General features: G+C 72.1%; 11 protein-coding genes. 7 read left to right on the top strand and 4 right to left on the bottom strand.

Annotated features, from left to right (window positions below; all coding sequences use genetic code 11):
- Window positions 1–274: 274 nt before the first annotated feature.
- The gene (locus tag ACFZB3_RS05620; protein WP_391372037.1) at window positions 275–2434 is read left to right on the top strand and encodes a SpoIIE family protein phosphatase; all 2160 of its coding nucleotides are present in this window, start codon (window positions 275–277) and stop codon (window positions 2432–2434) included.
- A gap of 94 nt (window positions 2435–2528) precedes the next feature.
- On the opposite strand, the gene ACFZB3_RS05615 is transcribed toward ACFZB3_RS05620, so the two are convergent.
- Complete coding sequence (locus ACFZB3_RS05615; RefSeq protein ID WP_391370184.1) at window positions 2529–3932, bottom strand: alpha-lytic protease prodomain-containing protein; 1404 nt, start codon at window positions 3930–3932, stop codon at window positions 2529–2531.
- A 207-nt stretch (window positions 3933–4139) separates the two neighbouring features.
- Here ACFZB3_RS05615 and ACFZB3_RS05610 point away from each other — a divergent pair, with 207 nt between their 5' ends.
- The 5 genes from ACFZB3_RS05610 to ACFZB3_RS05590 all read left to right on the top strand — a co-directional run bounded on the left by ACFZB3_RS05610 (window position 4140) and on the right by ACFZB3_RS05590 (window position 11225).
- On the top strand, window positions 4140–4553 hold the full coding sequence (locus ACFZB3_RS05610) for a hotdog domain-containing protein (protein ID WP_391370182.1): 414 nt from the start codon (window positions 4140–4142) through the stop codon (window positions 4551–4553).
- Window positions 4554–5065: 512 nt separating this feature from the next.
- Window positions 5066–5281, top strand: coding sequence for a type A2 lantipeptide (locus ACFZB3_RS05605; protein ID WP_391370180.1), 216 nt, complete (start codon window positions 5066–5068; stop codon window positions 5279–5281).
- A gap of 100 nt (window positions 5282–5381) precedes the next feature.
- Window positions 5382–6188, top strand: a complete 807-nt coding sequence (locus ACFZB3_RS05600; protein WP_391370177.1) for an HlyD family efflux transporter periplasmic adaptor subunit — start codon at window positions 5382–5384, stop codon at window positions 6186–6188.
- Window positions 6185–8407: an NHLP family bacteriocin export ABC transporter peptidase/permease/ATPase subunit gene (locus ACFZB3_RS05595; protein ID WP_391370174.1), complete on the top strand. Its 2223-nt coding sequence runs from the start codon at window positions 6185–6187 to the stop codon at window positions 8405–8407. Before ACFZB3_RS05600 ends, ACFZB3_RS05595 begins: the two co-directional genes overlap by 4 nt.
- A gap of 1 nt (window position 8408) precedes the next feature.
- Complete coding sequence (locus tag ACFZB3_RS05590) at window positions 8409–11225, top strand: NHLP bacteriocin export ABC transporter permease/ATPase subunit (RefSeq protein ID WP_391370171.1); 2817 nt, start codon at window positions 8409–8411, stop codon at window positions 11223–11225.
- 4 nt (window positions 11226–11229) lie between these two features.
- On the opposite strand, the gene ACFZB3_RS05585 is transcribed toward ACFZB3_RS05590, so the two are convergent.
- The 3 genes from ACFZB3_RS05585 to ACFZB3_RS05575 form a co-directional block, all read right to left on the bottom strand.
- Window positions 11230–11760, bottom strand: a complete 531-nt coding sequence (locus tag ACFZB3_RS05585; protein ID WP_391370169.1) for an SRPBCC domain-containing protein — start codon at window positions 11758–11760, stop codon at window positions 11230–11232.
- 5 nt (window positions 11761–11765) lie between these two features.
- The gene (locus ACFZB3_RS05580) at window positions 11766–12113 is read right to left on the bottom strand and encodes a metalloregulator ArsR/SmtB family transcription factor (RefSeq protein WP_391370167.1); all 348 of its coding nucleotides are present in this window, start codon (window positions 12111–12113) and stop codon (window positions 11766–11768) included.
- A gap of 135 nt (window positions 12114–12248) precedes the next feature.
- Window positions 12249–13073 carry an alpha/beta fold hydrolase gene (locus ACFZB3_RS05575; RefSeq protein ID WP_391370163.1) on the bottom strand — a complete coding sequence of 275 codons (825 nt, stop codon included), beginning with the start codon at window positions 13071–13073 and terminating at the stop codon, window positions 12249–12251.
- Between the two features lie 124 nt (window positions 13074–13197).
- Here ACFZB3_RS05575 and ACFZB3_RS05570 point away from each other — a divergent pair, with 124 nt between their 5' ends.
- Window positions 13198–14703, top strand: coding sequence for an MFS transporter (locus tag ACFZB3_RS05570; protein ID WP_391370161.1), 1506 nt, complete (start codon window positions 13198–13200; stop codon window positions 14701–14703).
- The last annotated feature ends 28 nt before the right edge of the window (window positions 14704–14731 follow it).

The following is a 14731-nucleotide window of genomic DNA, read 5'->3' as shown; positions in this document are numbered from 1 at the left end:
GAGTCGTCTGCGCAGCCCCTGTGACCGTTCCGTGGAGGGCGGGGAGCCGGCCTGCTCGAAACCCGTCGAACATGTTTCGACAGGTGCGTTCCGTACGGCGGTCCCGGGACGGACGTGACCGTCCCGGGACCGTACGGTGTCCGGGGTCCGGCGCCCGGACCGGTGCGGGCCCCGGGCCGCTCTCGCCGTGCGCCGGTCGCCGCCAGGGGGGAGCCTTGATCCCGAGGACGCTACGCGCGGCCGGACGAGGAGGTGGTCGGGCGTGTCCGACGGGATGGGGGCGCCTCCAGCGGGAGCGGGGCCGGACGCCGGGGTGCCGGTGGTCGCCGGCGCCCCGGCGTCCGGCCGGCCGCTGCTGTCGCTGGCGCTGGCCTCGATGATGGAGGAGGTCCAGGCGCACTCCGGCGCGGTCTATCTGCTCGCCTCCGACGAGCCGGTGCTGGAGATGCAGGTGACGGCGGGGCTGCCCCGGGCCTTCGCGGCGCCCTGGGAGCGGGTCGGGCTGAGCGCGCCGGTCCCGGTCGCGGACGCGGCGCGCGGGCGGCGGCTGGTGTGGGTGGGCGGCGAGGAGGACATGGCCCGCCGCTACCCGCGGATCGCGGTGGTGCTGCCGTACGCGTTCGCGCTGGCCGCGCTGCCGGTGGCGACGGCGGACACCCTGTACGGGGCGGTGTACGTGACCTGGCCCGGTGCCCATCCGACGGTGCTGTCCGACCGGGAGCGGGAGTCGCTGACCTCGGCGTGCGACCGGCTGGCGCTGCGGCTTCAGCGGGCCGTCCGGGAGAACCGTGTGCTGGGCGCCGAGCCGGATCTGCTGGCGGCGCCGCCGTCGGCGGTGGCGGGCACGCTGGGCACGGTGGAGGCGGCGCGGATGGTGGGGCGGCTGCCGTACGGGCTCGCCTCCCTCGATCTGCACGGCCGGGTCGCCTTCGCGAACGCGGCGGCGGCCGAACTGCTCGGTGTGCGCGTCGACGACCTGCTGGGCACCCAGCCGTGGGTCTCGGTGCCGTGGCTGAACGACCCGATGTACGAGGACCGCTACCGGGCGGCGCTGCTCAGCCAGCACGTGACGTCGTTCGTGGCGCTGCGGCCGCCCGGTGACTGGCTGTCGTTCCGGATGTACCCGAGCACGACCGGGCTGACCACCCGGATCAGCCGGGCGCGGGCGGTCGCCGAGATGGTCGGGGCGGCGCCGCGCGCGGACGCGGCGCCCGCGCACCGGCTGGTGACCATTTCACAGGTGCTGAGCCTGGCCGGGGCGCTGACGGAGGCCGTCGGGGTGCAGGACGTGGTGCAGCTGGTCGCGGACGAGGTCGCCCCGTCCGTCGGCAGCCAGGCCCTGGTGATCCTCGGGTCGCGGGGCGGCCGGCTGCACGTGCTGGGGCATCACGGGTACGAGGATCCGCGGCTCGTGGAGTGCTTCGACGGCCTTCCGCTGGCCGAACGCACGCCCGGCACCCATGTCCTGAACACCGGCGTGCCTGCGTTCTTCGAGTCGAGACAGCAGCTGGAGCGGCTGTACCCGGACCGGAACGGGACCCCCGACGGGTTCGCCGCCTGGGCGTACCTGCCGCTGATCGCGTCGGGCCGGCCGGTCGGCACCTGTGTCCTCGCCTACGCCGAGCCGCACGCCTTCCCGGCCGACGAGCGTGCCGTGCTCACCAGCCTCGGCGGGCTGATCGCGCAGGCGCTGGAGCGGGCCCTGCTCTACGACGCGAAGAACCAGCTGGCGCACGGTCTGCAGGCGGCCCTGCTGCCGCACTCGCTGGCCCCGCCGTCCGGCATCGAGGCGGCCGCCCGCTATCTGCCGGCCATGCACGGCATGGAGATCGGCGGCGACTTCTACGACCTGGTGCCCACCCGGCCGCTGGCGGCGGCGGTGATCGGGGACGTACAGGGGCACAACGTGACGGCGGCCGGGCTGATGGGCCAGATCCGTACCGGCGTACGGGCCTTCACGAGCGTCGGGCAGGCGCCGGAGGAGGTGATGTGCAGTACCAACCGGCTGCTGATCGACTCCGGTGCCGATCTGTTCGCCAGCTGTCTGTACCTGCGGCTTGACCCGGAGCGCGGGCGCGCGGTGATGGCCCGGGCGGGGCATCCGCCGCCCCTGCTGAGACGTCCGGACGGGCGGGTGCGGGTCCTCGACCTCGCCGGTGGGCCGTTGCTGGGCATCGACTCGGAGGCGACGTACCCGACGACCGAGGTGTCCCTCGCGCCGGGTTCGGTGCTCGCCCTCTACACCGACGGGCTGGTCGAATCCCCCGGCGTGGACATCGAGGACGCGCTGGTCGGCCTGGGGGAACTGCTCTCGGAGAACGGTGACCAGCCCCTGGACAAGCTCGCCGACACGCTCGTGCGGCACAGTGCGGCGGCGCAGGAGCGTGTCGACGATGTCGCGGTGCTGTTGCTGCGGGCCGAGGCCGACGGCTGACCTTCGCCGACGGCGGACGGTCCGGTCCTCCGTGGGGAGGGCCGGACCGTGCACCGTCGGCCGGGAGCCGCCGGCCGGCCGGGCGACCGGTCGGTCAGTGGGACGACGAGGTGTTGTCCGTGCCGGTACCGGACTGGTCGCCGGTCCCGGTCTCGTCGCCCGTGCCGGTCTGGTCGCCGGTACCGGTCTGGTCACCGGTGCCGCTCTGGTCGCCGGCGGTGGCGGACGGGTCGGCGGTGCCGCCGATCTGGTCGCCGCCGGCCTGGTCGCCGGCGCCGGTCCCGTCACTCGCGGTGGCGGAGGGGTCGGCCGTGGCACCAGCGTCACCGGCGCCCGCGCCCGCACCCGCGTCGCCGAGGGTCGCGCCGGTCGCCTGCAGGGCGGTGGTCACCGGCTGGAAGAAGGTCTCGCCGCCGGCGGTGCAGTCGCCGCTGCCGCCGGAGGTCATGCCGACCGCGCCGCCGTCCTGGGTGAACAGCGAGCCGCCGCTGTCGCCGGCCTCGGCGCAGACGTTGGTCTGGATGAGACCGGTGACAGTGTCGACGCCGTTGGGGTCGGTCTCGCTCTGGAAGTTGACGGTGGCGTCGAGCCCGGTGACCTGGCCGTCGTGCAGTCCGGTGGTGGAGCCCATCCGGAACACGGTCTCGCCGACGGTGGCGTCGACGGCCTGGTTGATGGCCACGGTCTGGCCGTTGCCTATGTTGACGTCACTCGTCGTCTGAGTGGTGGGGTCGTTGTACTTGACGAGCGAGAAGTCGCCGTTGCCGGGGAACTGGGCCTGGTCCACGGTGGCGATCGGCTGGCCGGTCTCGGAGTCGGACCAGTCCTTGGCCGCGACCCCGCAGTGACCGGCCGTCAGGAAGGCGGGGGTGCCGTCCGAGGCGGTGACGTTGAAGCCGAGGGAGCAGCGGACGGTGCCGTCCTGCACCTGGGAGAAGATCGCGTCGCCGCCGGAGACGAGGGTCTTGAAGGTGCCCGACGACTTCTTGAGGGTCGCCATGTTCGAGCCGAGGCTCTGGACCGTCGACTCCAGCGTGTCCCACTTGGTGCCGGTGACGGTGGAGTCGGCGGTGACCACGACCTTGTTGGTCTTGGGGTCGACGGCCCAGGCAGTGCCCGGGATGGTCGCCTTGGTCTTCAGGGTCTGGGCGACGGCGGCCAGTTCGGAGTTGCTGTTCTGCACCTGGCGGACGACCGCGCCGGCCTTCTCGGCCTGGACGACTATGTTGTTGTCACCGCTGATGACGTTGACGACGAGCTGCTGCTTGCCGCTGTCGTAGTAGGACCCGGCGAAGGCCTGGCCCAGCAGTTCCTGCAGCTGCGAGGCGAGGTCCGAGGCGTCGGTCGCCTTCAGGGTCTTGGGAGCTGCGGTGGTGGCGCCGGAGGCGTTGTCCTGAGACGCGTTGGCCATCGGCAGCAGAAACGCCGCAGCGCCGAGCGCCGCGACACCGCCCACCGCGATAGCGGCCTTGCGCTTCGGAATTCGCTTGTGACTCAAACTTCTCGACCTCCAAGGGACGGAGTGTCTGCCGTTGCGGGGCAGTCGTTCGTGAGCGGCGCCTGGATGGCCATAGGTACGGGCGGGTCACGTGGTGCGTTCAATTCCGTTTGCCAACTTCCTTGACCCGGTGATGAATCGGCCATGGCGCGCCCGTGATGGAGCAGGTCCGCGTGCCGGGCGGCCGGCCCGGGAACAATCCCCCATATGACGATGACCACCGCCGAAGCCGACAAGATCCTCTCCGCCAACTTCGCCCCCTGGGTGCTCGATCTCGGGCTGGCCGTCGAGGCACTGGGCGAGGACCGGGCGACTCTGCGTCTGCCCTGGTCGGACCGGCTGTCCAGGGAGGGCGGCGGACTGTCGGGACAGGCGCTGATGGCGGCGGCCGACACGGCGACGGTGATCGCGGTCTCGGCGGCCCGGGGCGGCTTCGTACCGATGACGACGGTGCAGCAGTCGACGTCCTTCCAGCGCGCGGTGACCGGTGCGGATGTCCTGATCGAAGCGGTGCTCACCAAGCTGGGCCGCCGGATGGCGTTCGCCGACATCACGATGAGCGATCAGAGGTCGGGCGCGCTCGCGGCCCGGGCGAGCACGGTCTACGCCCTTCTGGGCTGACCCTGCGCGCCCGCCGACCGGACTGAACGACACGGTCGGCAACCGGTCAATGACGGTCCGTTGCGATCACGGACCGGAATCCTTGCTTCAGGGAATCTGCACATCCACTACCCAAGCGGGTCACGGGAAGCAGCGGATCTGCACAACCGCGCGCCCCCTCCCGCGCCCTTGGCCCGGAGTGCCGGATTCGCTGCCGGACAGGCAAGCCGTGCTGCCGGGGCGAAGTCGTGCGGCTTGTGAAGGAGTCGCCGACAAGCGGTGCGCGCGCCTGCACGGTTGCACCCTTGTGGGACTCAAGTGCCCAGGTGAGGCGCTTGGTTGATTGGAAGCGCGGACCGTGGGCGTGCTTTGATCCATCGCACCGCGGGAGCCGCAAGGGCTTCCGGAAACGGGCGCCCGGCGCCCGCGGTCGCGGCCGTCCGCTCGTCCCCCCAAGGGCCGTGTTCGTCCCTGAAGGGCGTCGGGGGGCCGCTCTCCCCCTTGTGAATATCCATATGAAGGGAAGTTCCATCATGAACTCCACCCCCCAGGTCGCGACCGTCGAGATCTCCGACGCCGAGCTCGACAACGTCTCCGGCGGCCTCTCCGTGAACGCCCTCGGCACCGTCACCGGCCTGGTGGACGGCGTCGCCCCGGTTTCCGGTCTGGTCAACACCGTGGTCGGCACCGTCGAGGGTGTCACCGGCCTGAACACCCAGCCGGTCACCAACCTGGTCGCCGGTCTCTGATCGCACCTCGTTACCGCTGAGTCCCGGAGCCGGATCCCGGCCCCGGGGCTCTCGGGCGTTCTGAAACACCCGTGCCTCTCCCCTAGGTGAGGGAAGTTCCGTGCAGTTCCGCCAACAGGCCCTCGCCAGGCTCCAGTCACCGGAGGAGCTCGATCTCCCGGTGCGGTTCGCCCGTCCGCAGGGCTGGCTCGCGCTGTCCGTCTCGGTCGTCGTGATGGCGGCGGCCTCGGTGTGGGCGGTGACCGGTTCGGTCGCCTCCACGGTGAGCGCGCAGGCCATCCTCACCCACGGGCAGGGCAGTTACATCCTGCAGAGTCCGGTCGCCGGGCAGGTCACGGCGGTCCTCGCCGAACAGGGCGAACGGCTGCCGGCGAACTCCCCCGTCCTGAAGGTGCACACCGGGCAGGGCGACTCGGTCGTGCGCACGGTCGCCGCGGGCCGGATCAGCGCGCTCGCCGCGACCATCGGCCAGATCATCCAGACCGGCGCGGACGTCGCCGCGGTGGAGAAGATCGCCCACACCTCGGACCCGCTGTACGCGACGGTCTACGTCCCCGCCGAGAACGCCTCCTCGATACCGGCGGACGCCGAGGTCGACCTGACCGTGTCGTCGGTGTCGACGCAGGAGTACGGCGTGCTGCGCGGCCATGTGAAGTCGGTGGACCGCGCCGCCCAGTCGGCGCAGTCGATCGCGGCGTTCCTCGGGGACAGCCAGCTCGGCGAGCAGTTCACCAGGAAGGGCCGCCCGGTGGCCGTGCTGGTCCGGCTGGACCCGTCGAAGAAGACGAAGAGCGGCTACAAGTGGTCGTCGGCCGACGGGCCGCCGTTCCGGCTCGACTCCATGACCCTGGCCTCGGGTGCGATCCGGCTGGCCGACCAGCGTCCCGTCGATTGGCTGCTCCCGTGACCACCGCCCAGGAGACCCGCGGCCGCCGGCGCGCCGCCCCGCCCAAGCGTCCGGTCCCCAAGGGCCGCGGCCGGACGGTCCGCACGCCTACCGTGCTCCAGATGGAGGCCGTCGAGTGCGGCGCCGCCTCCCTCTCGATGGTCCTCGGCCACTACGGCCGGCATGTCCCGCTGGAGGAGCTGCGCATCGCCTGCGGTGTCTCCCGCGACGGCTCGCGCGCCAGCAACCTGCTGAAGGCGGCCCGCAGTTACGGCCTCACCGCCAAGGGCATGCAGATGGACCTGGCCGCCCTCGCCGACGTGCAGGGTCCGGCCATCCTGTTCTGGGAGTTCAACCACTACGTCGTCTACGACGGCATGGGCCGCCGCTTCGGCCGCCGGGGCGTGCACATCAACGACCCCGCCAAGGGCCGCCGGTTCGTGCCCATGGAGGAGTTCGACGGCAGCTTCACCGGTGTCGTGCTGACCCTTGAGCCGGGCGACGGCTTCGAGAAGGGGGGCCGGCGGCCCGGCGTGCTCGGCGCGATGCCGGCCCGGCTGCGCGGCACCGCCGGCACCATGCCGGCCGCCGTCCTGGCCAGCCTGCTCCTGGTGCTGGTGGGCGCGGCGGTGCCCGCGCTCAGCCGCCAGTACATCGACCTGTTCCTCATCGGCGGCCAGACCTCGCTGCTCACCGTGCTGTTCGCCGCGATGGGCACCTGCGTCCTGCTCACCCTGGTGCTGACCTGGCTGCAGCAGGCGAACCTGCTGCACGGCCGCATCGTCTCCTCCACGCTCTCCAGCGCCCGCTTCCTGCGCCACCTGCTGCGCCTGCCGGTGACCTTCTTCGCCCAGCGCAGCCCCGCCGACCTGGTGCAGCGCCTGCAGTCCAACGACCAGGTCGCCGAGACCCTGGCCCGCGACCTCGCCGCGGCCGGCGTGGACGCGGTGGTCGTCGTCCTGTACGCGGTCCTCCTCTACACCTACGACGTCCAGCTCACCTTCCTCGGCATCGGCGTGGCCCTGCTGAACATCGTGGCGATGCGGCTCGTCGTACGGCTGCGCGCGACCCGGACCGCGAAACTGCGCGCGGACACCGCCCGGCTCACCAACACCTCCTACACCGGCCTGCAGCTGATCGAGACGATGAAGGCGACCGGCGGCGAGGACGGCTACTTCCGCAGGTGGGCGGGACAGCACGCGAGCACGCTGGAGGAGCAGCAGCGGCTCGGGGTGCCGAGCGCCTGGCTCGGGGTGGTGGCGCCGACGCTGGCCACCGTCAACAGCGCGCTGATCCTGTGGATCGGCGGCATGCGGGCGGTCGAGGGCGGGATCTCGGTCGGTCTCCTGGTCGCCTTCCAGTCCCTGGTCACCCGCTTCACCGCCCCGCTGACCCGGCTCAACGGCGTCGCGGGCCGTATCCAGGACTTCGCGGCCGACGTGGCCCGCCTGAAGGACGTGGAGAACTTCCAGGCGGACCCGGTCTACGCCCGCCCCGGCGCCGGCGACTCCACCCGGCGGCTGCAGGGCCATGTCGAGCTGGAGAACATCAGCTTCGGCTACAGCCCGCTGGACAAGCCCCTGCTCACCGGCTTCGACCTGACCGTCGGCCCCGGCCGCCAGGTCGCCCTGGTGGGCGGCTCGGGCAGCGGCAAGTCCACGGTCTCCCGGCTGATCTCCGGGCTCTACTCCCCCTGGGAGGGCGTGATCCGCATCGACGGGCAGCGCCTGGAGGACATCCCGCGCGGCGCCCTCGCCGCCTCCGTCTCCTTCGTCGACCAGGACGTCTTCCTCTTCGAGGGGTCGGTGCGCGACAACGTGGCGCTGTGGGACCCGTCCATCCCGGACGAGGCCGTGGCGGAGGCACTGCGGGACGCGGCCCTGTACGACGTGGTGACGCGCCGGCCCGGCGGCATCCACAGCAGGGTCGAGCAGGACGGCCGCAACTTCTCCGGCGGCCAGCGCCAGCGCCTCGAAATCGCCCGGGCGCTGGTGCGCCGGCCCAGCATCCTCGTCCTGGACGAGGTGACCAGCGCCCTGGACGCCGAGACCGAGCTGACCGTCATGGACAACCTGCGGCGCCGCGGCTGCGCCTGTGTCGTCATCGCGCACCGGCTGAGCACGGTCCGCGACAGCGACGAGATCGTGGTGCTCCAGCACGGCACGGTCGTGGAGCGCGGACGGCACGACGAGCTGGTGGCACACGGCGGGGCGTACGCCGCGCTGGTCAGGGAGCGATGAGATGACGACCGTGGACCAAGGCGACCTCGTACTCGGCGCGTTCGGCTCGCTGGGCGCCCGGATCGACTGCGCCGGCTTCAACCGCCTCGACCTCGAAGGCCCGCAGACGCTGTGGCTGGTGGTGTCCGGCGCCCTGGACCTGTTCGCGGTGGACGCCGAACAGCAGGGCCACTGGCACCACCTGGGCCGCCTGGAGGCCGGTGCCCTCCTGCTCGGTCCGGTCGCGGGTCCCCAGCACACCCTGGTGGCCCGCCCGTTGCGCGACTGCGTGGTCCACCGCATCGGCCTGCGCGAGCTCCACCAGCCCTCCCACACCCAGACCTGGTCCTACGACGAGTACGGCAACCCCCAGTACGTACCGCCCGCCACCAGCCCCCTGGAGTACGCCCTCGCCCTCGGCGTCGGCCGCGGCCTGTCCATCCTCTTCCAGGCCCCGATGACCGCCGGCGAGCGCGCCGCGGCCCCCACCGAGGACGACGTCTTCTGGATGCAGGTGCCGCCGGGCAGCGTGCAGTACGGCTCGCTGTACGGCGCGGAGGCCGCCGCCGACCTGCTGATGGACCCGGCGCTGTGGCAGAGCATGGTCGACCAGCAGTACCGGCTGCTGACCACCCTGGACCGGTGGATCGAGCAGCTGGAGCGCACCCACGAGACGCGTACGGCGGCCGGTATCAAGGCCGGTGAGGCGGTCCGCGCCCAGGCCGACCGGACCCTGCTCGCCTCCATCGGCAAGGCGGCCAAGCGGACCACGGCCGCCGACGCCGACGCCTCCTACGCGGCCTGCGGACTGGTCGCCGAGGCCGCCGGCATCACCCTCGCGGAGCCCGCCCAGAGCGGCACCGAGAGCGACCGCATCGACCCGGTCGAGCGGGTCGCCCTCGCCTCCCGGGTGCGGACCCGGGCGGTACGCCTCGACGGGCACTGGTGGCACGACAACGTCGGTCCCCTGGTCGGGCACCGCGCCCTGTCCGGGGCACCGGTCGCGCTGCTGTGGCGGCGCGGCGGCTACGTGGCCGTCCATCCGGCGACCGGCCGGGAGACCCCGATCGAGAAGGCGAACGCGGCGGAGTTCGAGCCGCGCGCGGTGATGTTCTACCGGCCGCTGCCCGACAAGGCGCTCAGCCCGCTCGGCCTGCTCCGGTTCAGCATGCGCGGCACCCGCGGCGACCTCGGGAGTCTGCTGCTGGCCGGGCTGGTGACCGTGGCGATCGGCTCGCTGGTGCCGATCGCGACCGGCAAGGTGCTGGGCGACTACGTGCCGAAGGCCCAGACGGACCTGATCGTGCAGGTCTGCCTGGCGGTGATGATCAGCGCGGTGGTGTCGGCCGCGTTCACCCTCCTGGAGAACCTCACGATCCTCCGCCTGGAGGGCCGTATCGAGGCGACCCTCCAACCGGCGGTCTGGGACCGGCTGCTGAGGCTGCCGACGAAGTTCTTCACCCAGCGCTCGACCGGTGAGCTGGCCAGTGCGGCGATGGGCGTCAGCGCGATGCGCCGGCTGCTGGCGGGGGTCGGCCCGGTGGTCGCCCAGTCGGTGACCGTCGGGGCGATGAACCTGGGCCTGCTGTTCTGGTACAGCGTGCCGATGGCGCTGGCGGCCGTTGGCATGCTCGTCGTCATCGCCGCCCTGTTCCTCGGGCTCGGGCTGTGGCAGGTGCGCTGGCAGCGCAAGCTGGTGGTGCTCGGCAACAAGCTGAACAACCAGGCCTTCCAGACCCTGCGGGGCCTGCCGAAGCTGCGGGTGGCGGCGGCCGAGAACTACGCGTACGCGGCCTGGGCGGGCGAGTTCGCGCGCAGCCGGGAACTCCAGCAGAAGGTGGGCCGGATCAAGAACCTCACCAGTGTGCTTGGCTCGGTCTACCTCCCGGTCTGCACCCTCCTGATGTTCATGCTGCTCGCCGGCCCGGCGCGGGGCGCCATGGACGCGGCGGCCTTCCTCACCTTCAACACGTCGGTGACGATGCTGCTCACCTCGGTCACCCAGCTGACCGGCTCCTTCGTGTCGGCGGTGGCCGCGCTCCCGCTCTTCGAGGAGATCAGGCCGGTCCTGGAGGCCGCCCCCGAGGTGCGCACCGCCAGCACCCGCCCCGGCCCGCTGTCCGGCGCCGTCGAGGCCCGCCGCCTCTCCTTCCGGTACACGGACGACGGCCCTCTGGTCCTGGACGACGTCTCCTTCGACATCCGCCCCGGCGAGTTCGTGGCGGTCGTCGGCCCCAGCGGCTGCGGCAAGTCGACGCTGCTGCGCCTGCTGATCGGCTTCGACAAGCCGGTCTCGGGAAGCGTGCTGTACGACGGCCAGGACCTGGGCGCCCTCGACCAGTCGGCGGTCCGCCGCCAGTGCGGGGTGGTGCTCCAGCACGCCCAGCCGTTCACCGGCTCGATCCTGGACGTCATCTGCGGCACCGAGCCGTACACCCCCGAGGAGGCGATGGCGGCGGCCGAGATGGCGGGGCTGGCGGAGGACATCAAGCGGATGCCGATGGGACTGCACACGATCGTCGCCGGGAGCGGCGCGATCTCCGGCGGCCAGCGGCAGCGGCTGATGATCGCCCAGGCGCTGATCCGGCGGCCCCGCATCCTCTTCTTCGACGAGGCGACCAGCGCCCTGGACAACGACACCCAGCGCACGGTCATCGAGAGCACCCGCAAGCTCAACGCCACCCGGATCGTGATCGCCCACCGGCTGTCCACGGTCATGGACGCCGACCGGGTGATCGTGATGGAGGACGGCAAGGTCGCCCAGCAGGGCCCGCCGGACCGGTTGCTCGCCGACACCGGCGGGCGGCTGCACGAGCTGGTGCGGCGCCAGCTGGCGTGACGGGTCAGGCGTCGATGCCGGGGACGGGGGCGCCGGAGGGCAGGCCGGCGTCGAGGTAGCCCTGGTAGTACTCCTTCCAGGGCGCGGTGACTCCGGCGTGCGGGCCCTGGAAGTGCTCGCCGCGGGCCTTGGCGTCGAGGGCGGCGAGGCAGACCTCCCAGCCGGCGCTGTTGCGGGCGGCGGTGTCCGCCTCGCCCAGGACGTGCGTGAGCGTGAAGCGGGTCCCGTCGGGCCCGGCGTCCTCCAGGTCGAAGCGGATCTCGTCGCCGCCCCAGTCGAAGACCAGGTTCCTGGGCGGGTCGACGGCGAGCACGGTGCCGTGCGACTCGGGCATGTTCGGGTCCCCGGTGAACTTGACGGCGCCGCCGGGGCGCAGGTCGAACTCGGCGCGGGAGGGGAACCACTCGGCGAGTTCGTCGGGGTCGGTGACGAAGTGCCAGACGCGATCGACGGGGTGGCCGTAGACGCGGCTGAAGCGGACGGCGGGGCGGCCGTCGTCGAGGGTGACGTAGGTGCCGGTGAGATCGGCGGACATGGGGATCAGTCCTTCGTGTTCGAGGGGGTTTCTTCCGGGCCGTCCGCTGTCTCGTCGAGGCGGCGTCCGAGCGCGTCCAGGCTGCTGGTCCACAGCCGGCGGTAGGGGGCCAGCCAGGCGTCCAGCTCGGCGATGGGGGCCGGGTCGAGGGCGTAGACGCGGCGCTGCGCGTCCTGCCGTACCCGGACCAGGCCCGCCTCGCGCAGCACCTTGAGGTGTTTGGAGGTGCTCGGCTGGCTGAGGCCGCAGGCGTCCACGATCTCGCCGACGGGGCGTGGGCGGGTGAGGAGGAGGCCGACTATGGCGCGGCGGTGGGGGTCGGCGAGGGCGGCCCAGAGGGTGTCGGTGGCCATGGGTTCAATATGCCTGGACAGTTATATTCCCGTCAAGGAATACATGGGCCGCGACGGCATGCACGAACATCTGAGGCCGGTGGGGGCCGATCGCGCCCGCGCGGCGGAGCCGCACAGGTACCCAGCCCCGCACCCCTAGGCAGGTGCGCCCGCCGCTCCCCTCCAGTGCAGGAGCGTGGCCAGCACGCGGACCGCCGCCGCGAACCTCGCCGGATCGCGCAGGTACTCCATGTGGATGCCCGGGAACTCCGCCCACCGGGCGCCGGTCCGGCGGGCGATCTCGATCGACGGGCGGGCGTAGTACGTGCCGCGGTCCTCGCTGCCCGCGCCCAGCACGATGGGGAACGGCGCCGAGCGCAGGGCCTCCTCCTCGGGGACGAAGGAGGCCAGGGCGGGCCACTCGGCGGTGAAGAGGTGGTCCTGGTTGCCGAGGAACCGCTTCCAGAGGTCGTCCGGCCAGCGGTACGTGCCTTCGCCGCGGACCCCCTGCGCGAAGCGGCGGCCCGCGGCCGGCGCCCCGCCCCCGGCGTACACCGCGGCCAGTTCACGGAAGAAGTCGCGGGCCGGATCGCCGTCGGGCAGGACGTTCACGGCGGGCGGCTCGTGGGCGATCAGGCCGGCCACCGCCCCGGGGTGGCGGGCGGCCAGGGTGAGGCCGATGATCGCGCCCGCGCTGCTGCCGAACACCAGCGCACGGCCGCCGGCGAGGCCCTCGATGAGCGCGCGGGCGTCCGCCGCCTGCCGGTCGAGGGTCGTCGGGTCGCCGTTCCGGCCCGTACTGCGCGAGTTGCCGCGCCGGTCGTAGGTGATCACGGTGAAGGCGTCCGCGAGGTCCTCGGCGACCGCCGAGTAGTAGCCCGCGTCGCCACCCGCCCCGCTGATCATCAGCAGGGCCGGACCGGCACCCCGCACCTCGTAGTGGAGGTCCGCGCCGGCCGCCGCGAGCATGCCGTCGGTCATGATCGGTCTCCGTCCCCAGCGAAACGTTGCCGTTTCGCTGAAAGTACTCTAATCTCGATGTGTACGAAACCGTTTCGTTCGCGGCTCCGTACATCCCGAACGACTTCCCTGGAGTGGTTTCCCCATGTCTGAGAAGACTCTGACCGACGACGCCCCCGTGGGTGCCGCGGAGGCGCCTCCGGCCGCCGCCTCCTCGAAGCGGTGGTGGATCCTCGCGGTCATCGCCGTCGCCCAGCTCATGGTGGTCCTCGACGCCACCATCGTGAACATCGCGCTCCCGTCCGCCCAGGCCGACCTCGGGTTCTCCGACGGCAACCGGCAGTGGATCGTCACCGCGTACGCCCTCAGCTTCGCGTCCCTGCTGCTGCTCGGCGGCCGGATCGCCGACCTGTTCGGCCGCAAGACCGCCTTCCTCATAGGAGTCGTCGGCTTCGCCGCCGTGTCGGCGCTGGGCGGTGCCGCGAACGGCTTCGGGATGCTGGTCACCGCACGCGCCCTCCAGGGTGCCTTCGGCGCGCTGCTCGCCCCGACCGCGCTCTCACTGCTCAACACCACGTTCACCGACGCCCGTGAGCGGGCCCGGGCGTTCAGCGTCTACGGCGCCATCGCCGGAGCCGGCGGTGCGGTGGGCCTGCTGCTCGGCGGTGTCCTCACCGACACGTTCGACTGGCGCTCGACCCTGTACGTGAACGTCGCGATCGCCGTCGTCGCCTTCGCGGGCGGTATGGCACTGCTGCACAACCACCGCGACGCCGGGAACGCCAAGCTGGATGTGCCGGGCACCGTCCTGGTCGCCGCCGGTCTCTTCTCGCTGGTCTACGGCTTCTCCAACGCCGAGACGCACGACTGGGGTTCGCCGCTGACCTGGGGCTTCCTGATCGCCGGCGTCGCGCTCCTGGCGGCCTTCGCCTGGTGGCAGACCAAGGCCAAGTACCCGCTGCTGCCGCTGGGCATCCTGATGGACCGCAACCGCGCGGCCTCGTTCCTCGCCGTGCTGATCTCCGCCGGCGGCATGTTCGGCGTGTTCCTCTTCCTCACCTACTACCTGCAGTTGAACCTCGGCTTCAGCCCGACGAAGACCGGTGTGGCGTTCCTGCCGATGATCGGCGGACTGATGGTGACGGCACAGATCGGTACCCAGGTCCTGGTGCCACGGCTCGGACCGAAGGTGGTCATCCCGCTCGGCTTCGCCGTCTCCGCGGCCGGCATGGCCTGGCTGACCGACATCGGCGTCGGCTCCAGCTACCTCAGCGCGGTGCTCCCGCAGCTGATCATCACGGGCCTCGGTCTCGGCCTGGTCATGCCGGCCGCCATGCAGCTGGGGACGGGCGGGGTGACGGCCGACGAGGCGGGTGTCGCCTCCGCGACGGTCAACGCCATGCAGCAGGTGGGCGGTTCGATCGGTACGGCACTGCTCAACACGCTCGCGGCGAGCGCGGCGACGGACTACCTGGCCGGGAAGGACGTGACCAGCAAGCTGGTGCAGGCGCAGGCGACGATCGAGAGCTACACGACCGCGTTCTGGTGGTCGGCCGGGATGTTCGCGGCCGGCGCGGTGATCGCCTTCGTGCTGTTCCGCAAGGGGGTGCCGCAGCAGGACCCGGACGCGGCGCCGGTCGTGCACATGTAACTGCCGCAGAGCCGAGCCGCAGGGACCG

Origin of the sequence: Streptomyces sp. NPDC008092, from assembly GCF_042957285.1 — a bacterium.
GTDB lineage: Bacteria > Actinomycetota > Actinomycetes > Streptomycetales > Streptomycetaceae > Streptomyces.
The sequence above is the reverse complement of the archived record's forward strand: the minus strand, read 5'-3'. Positions and strand labels throughout refer to the sequence as shown.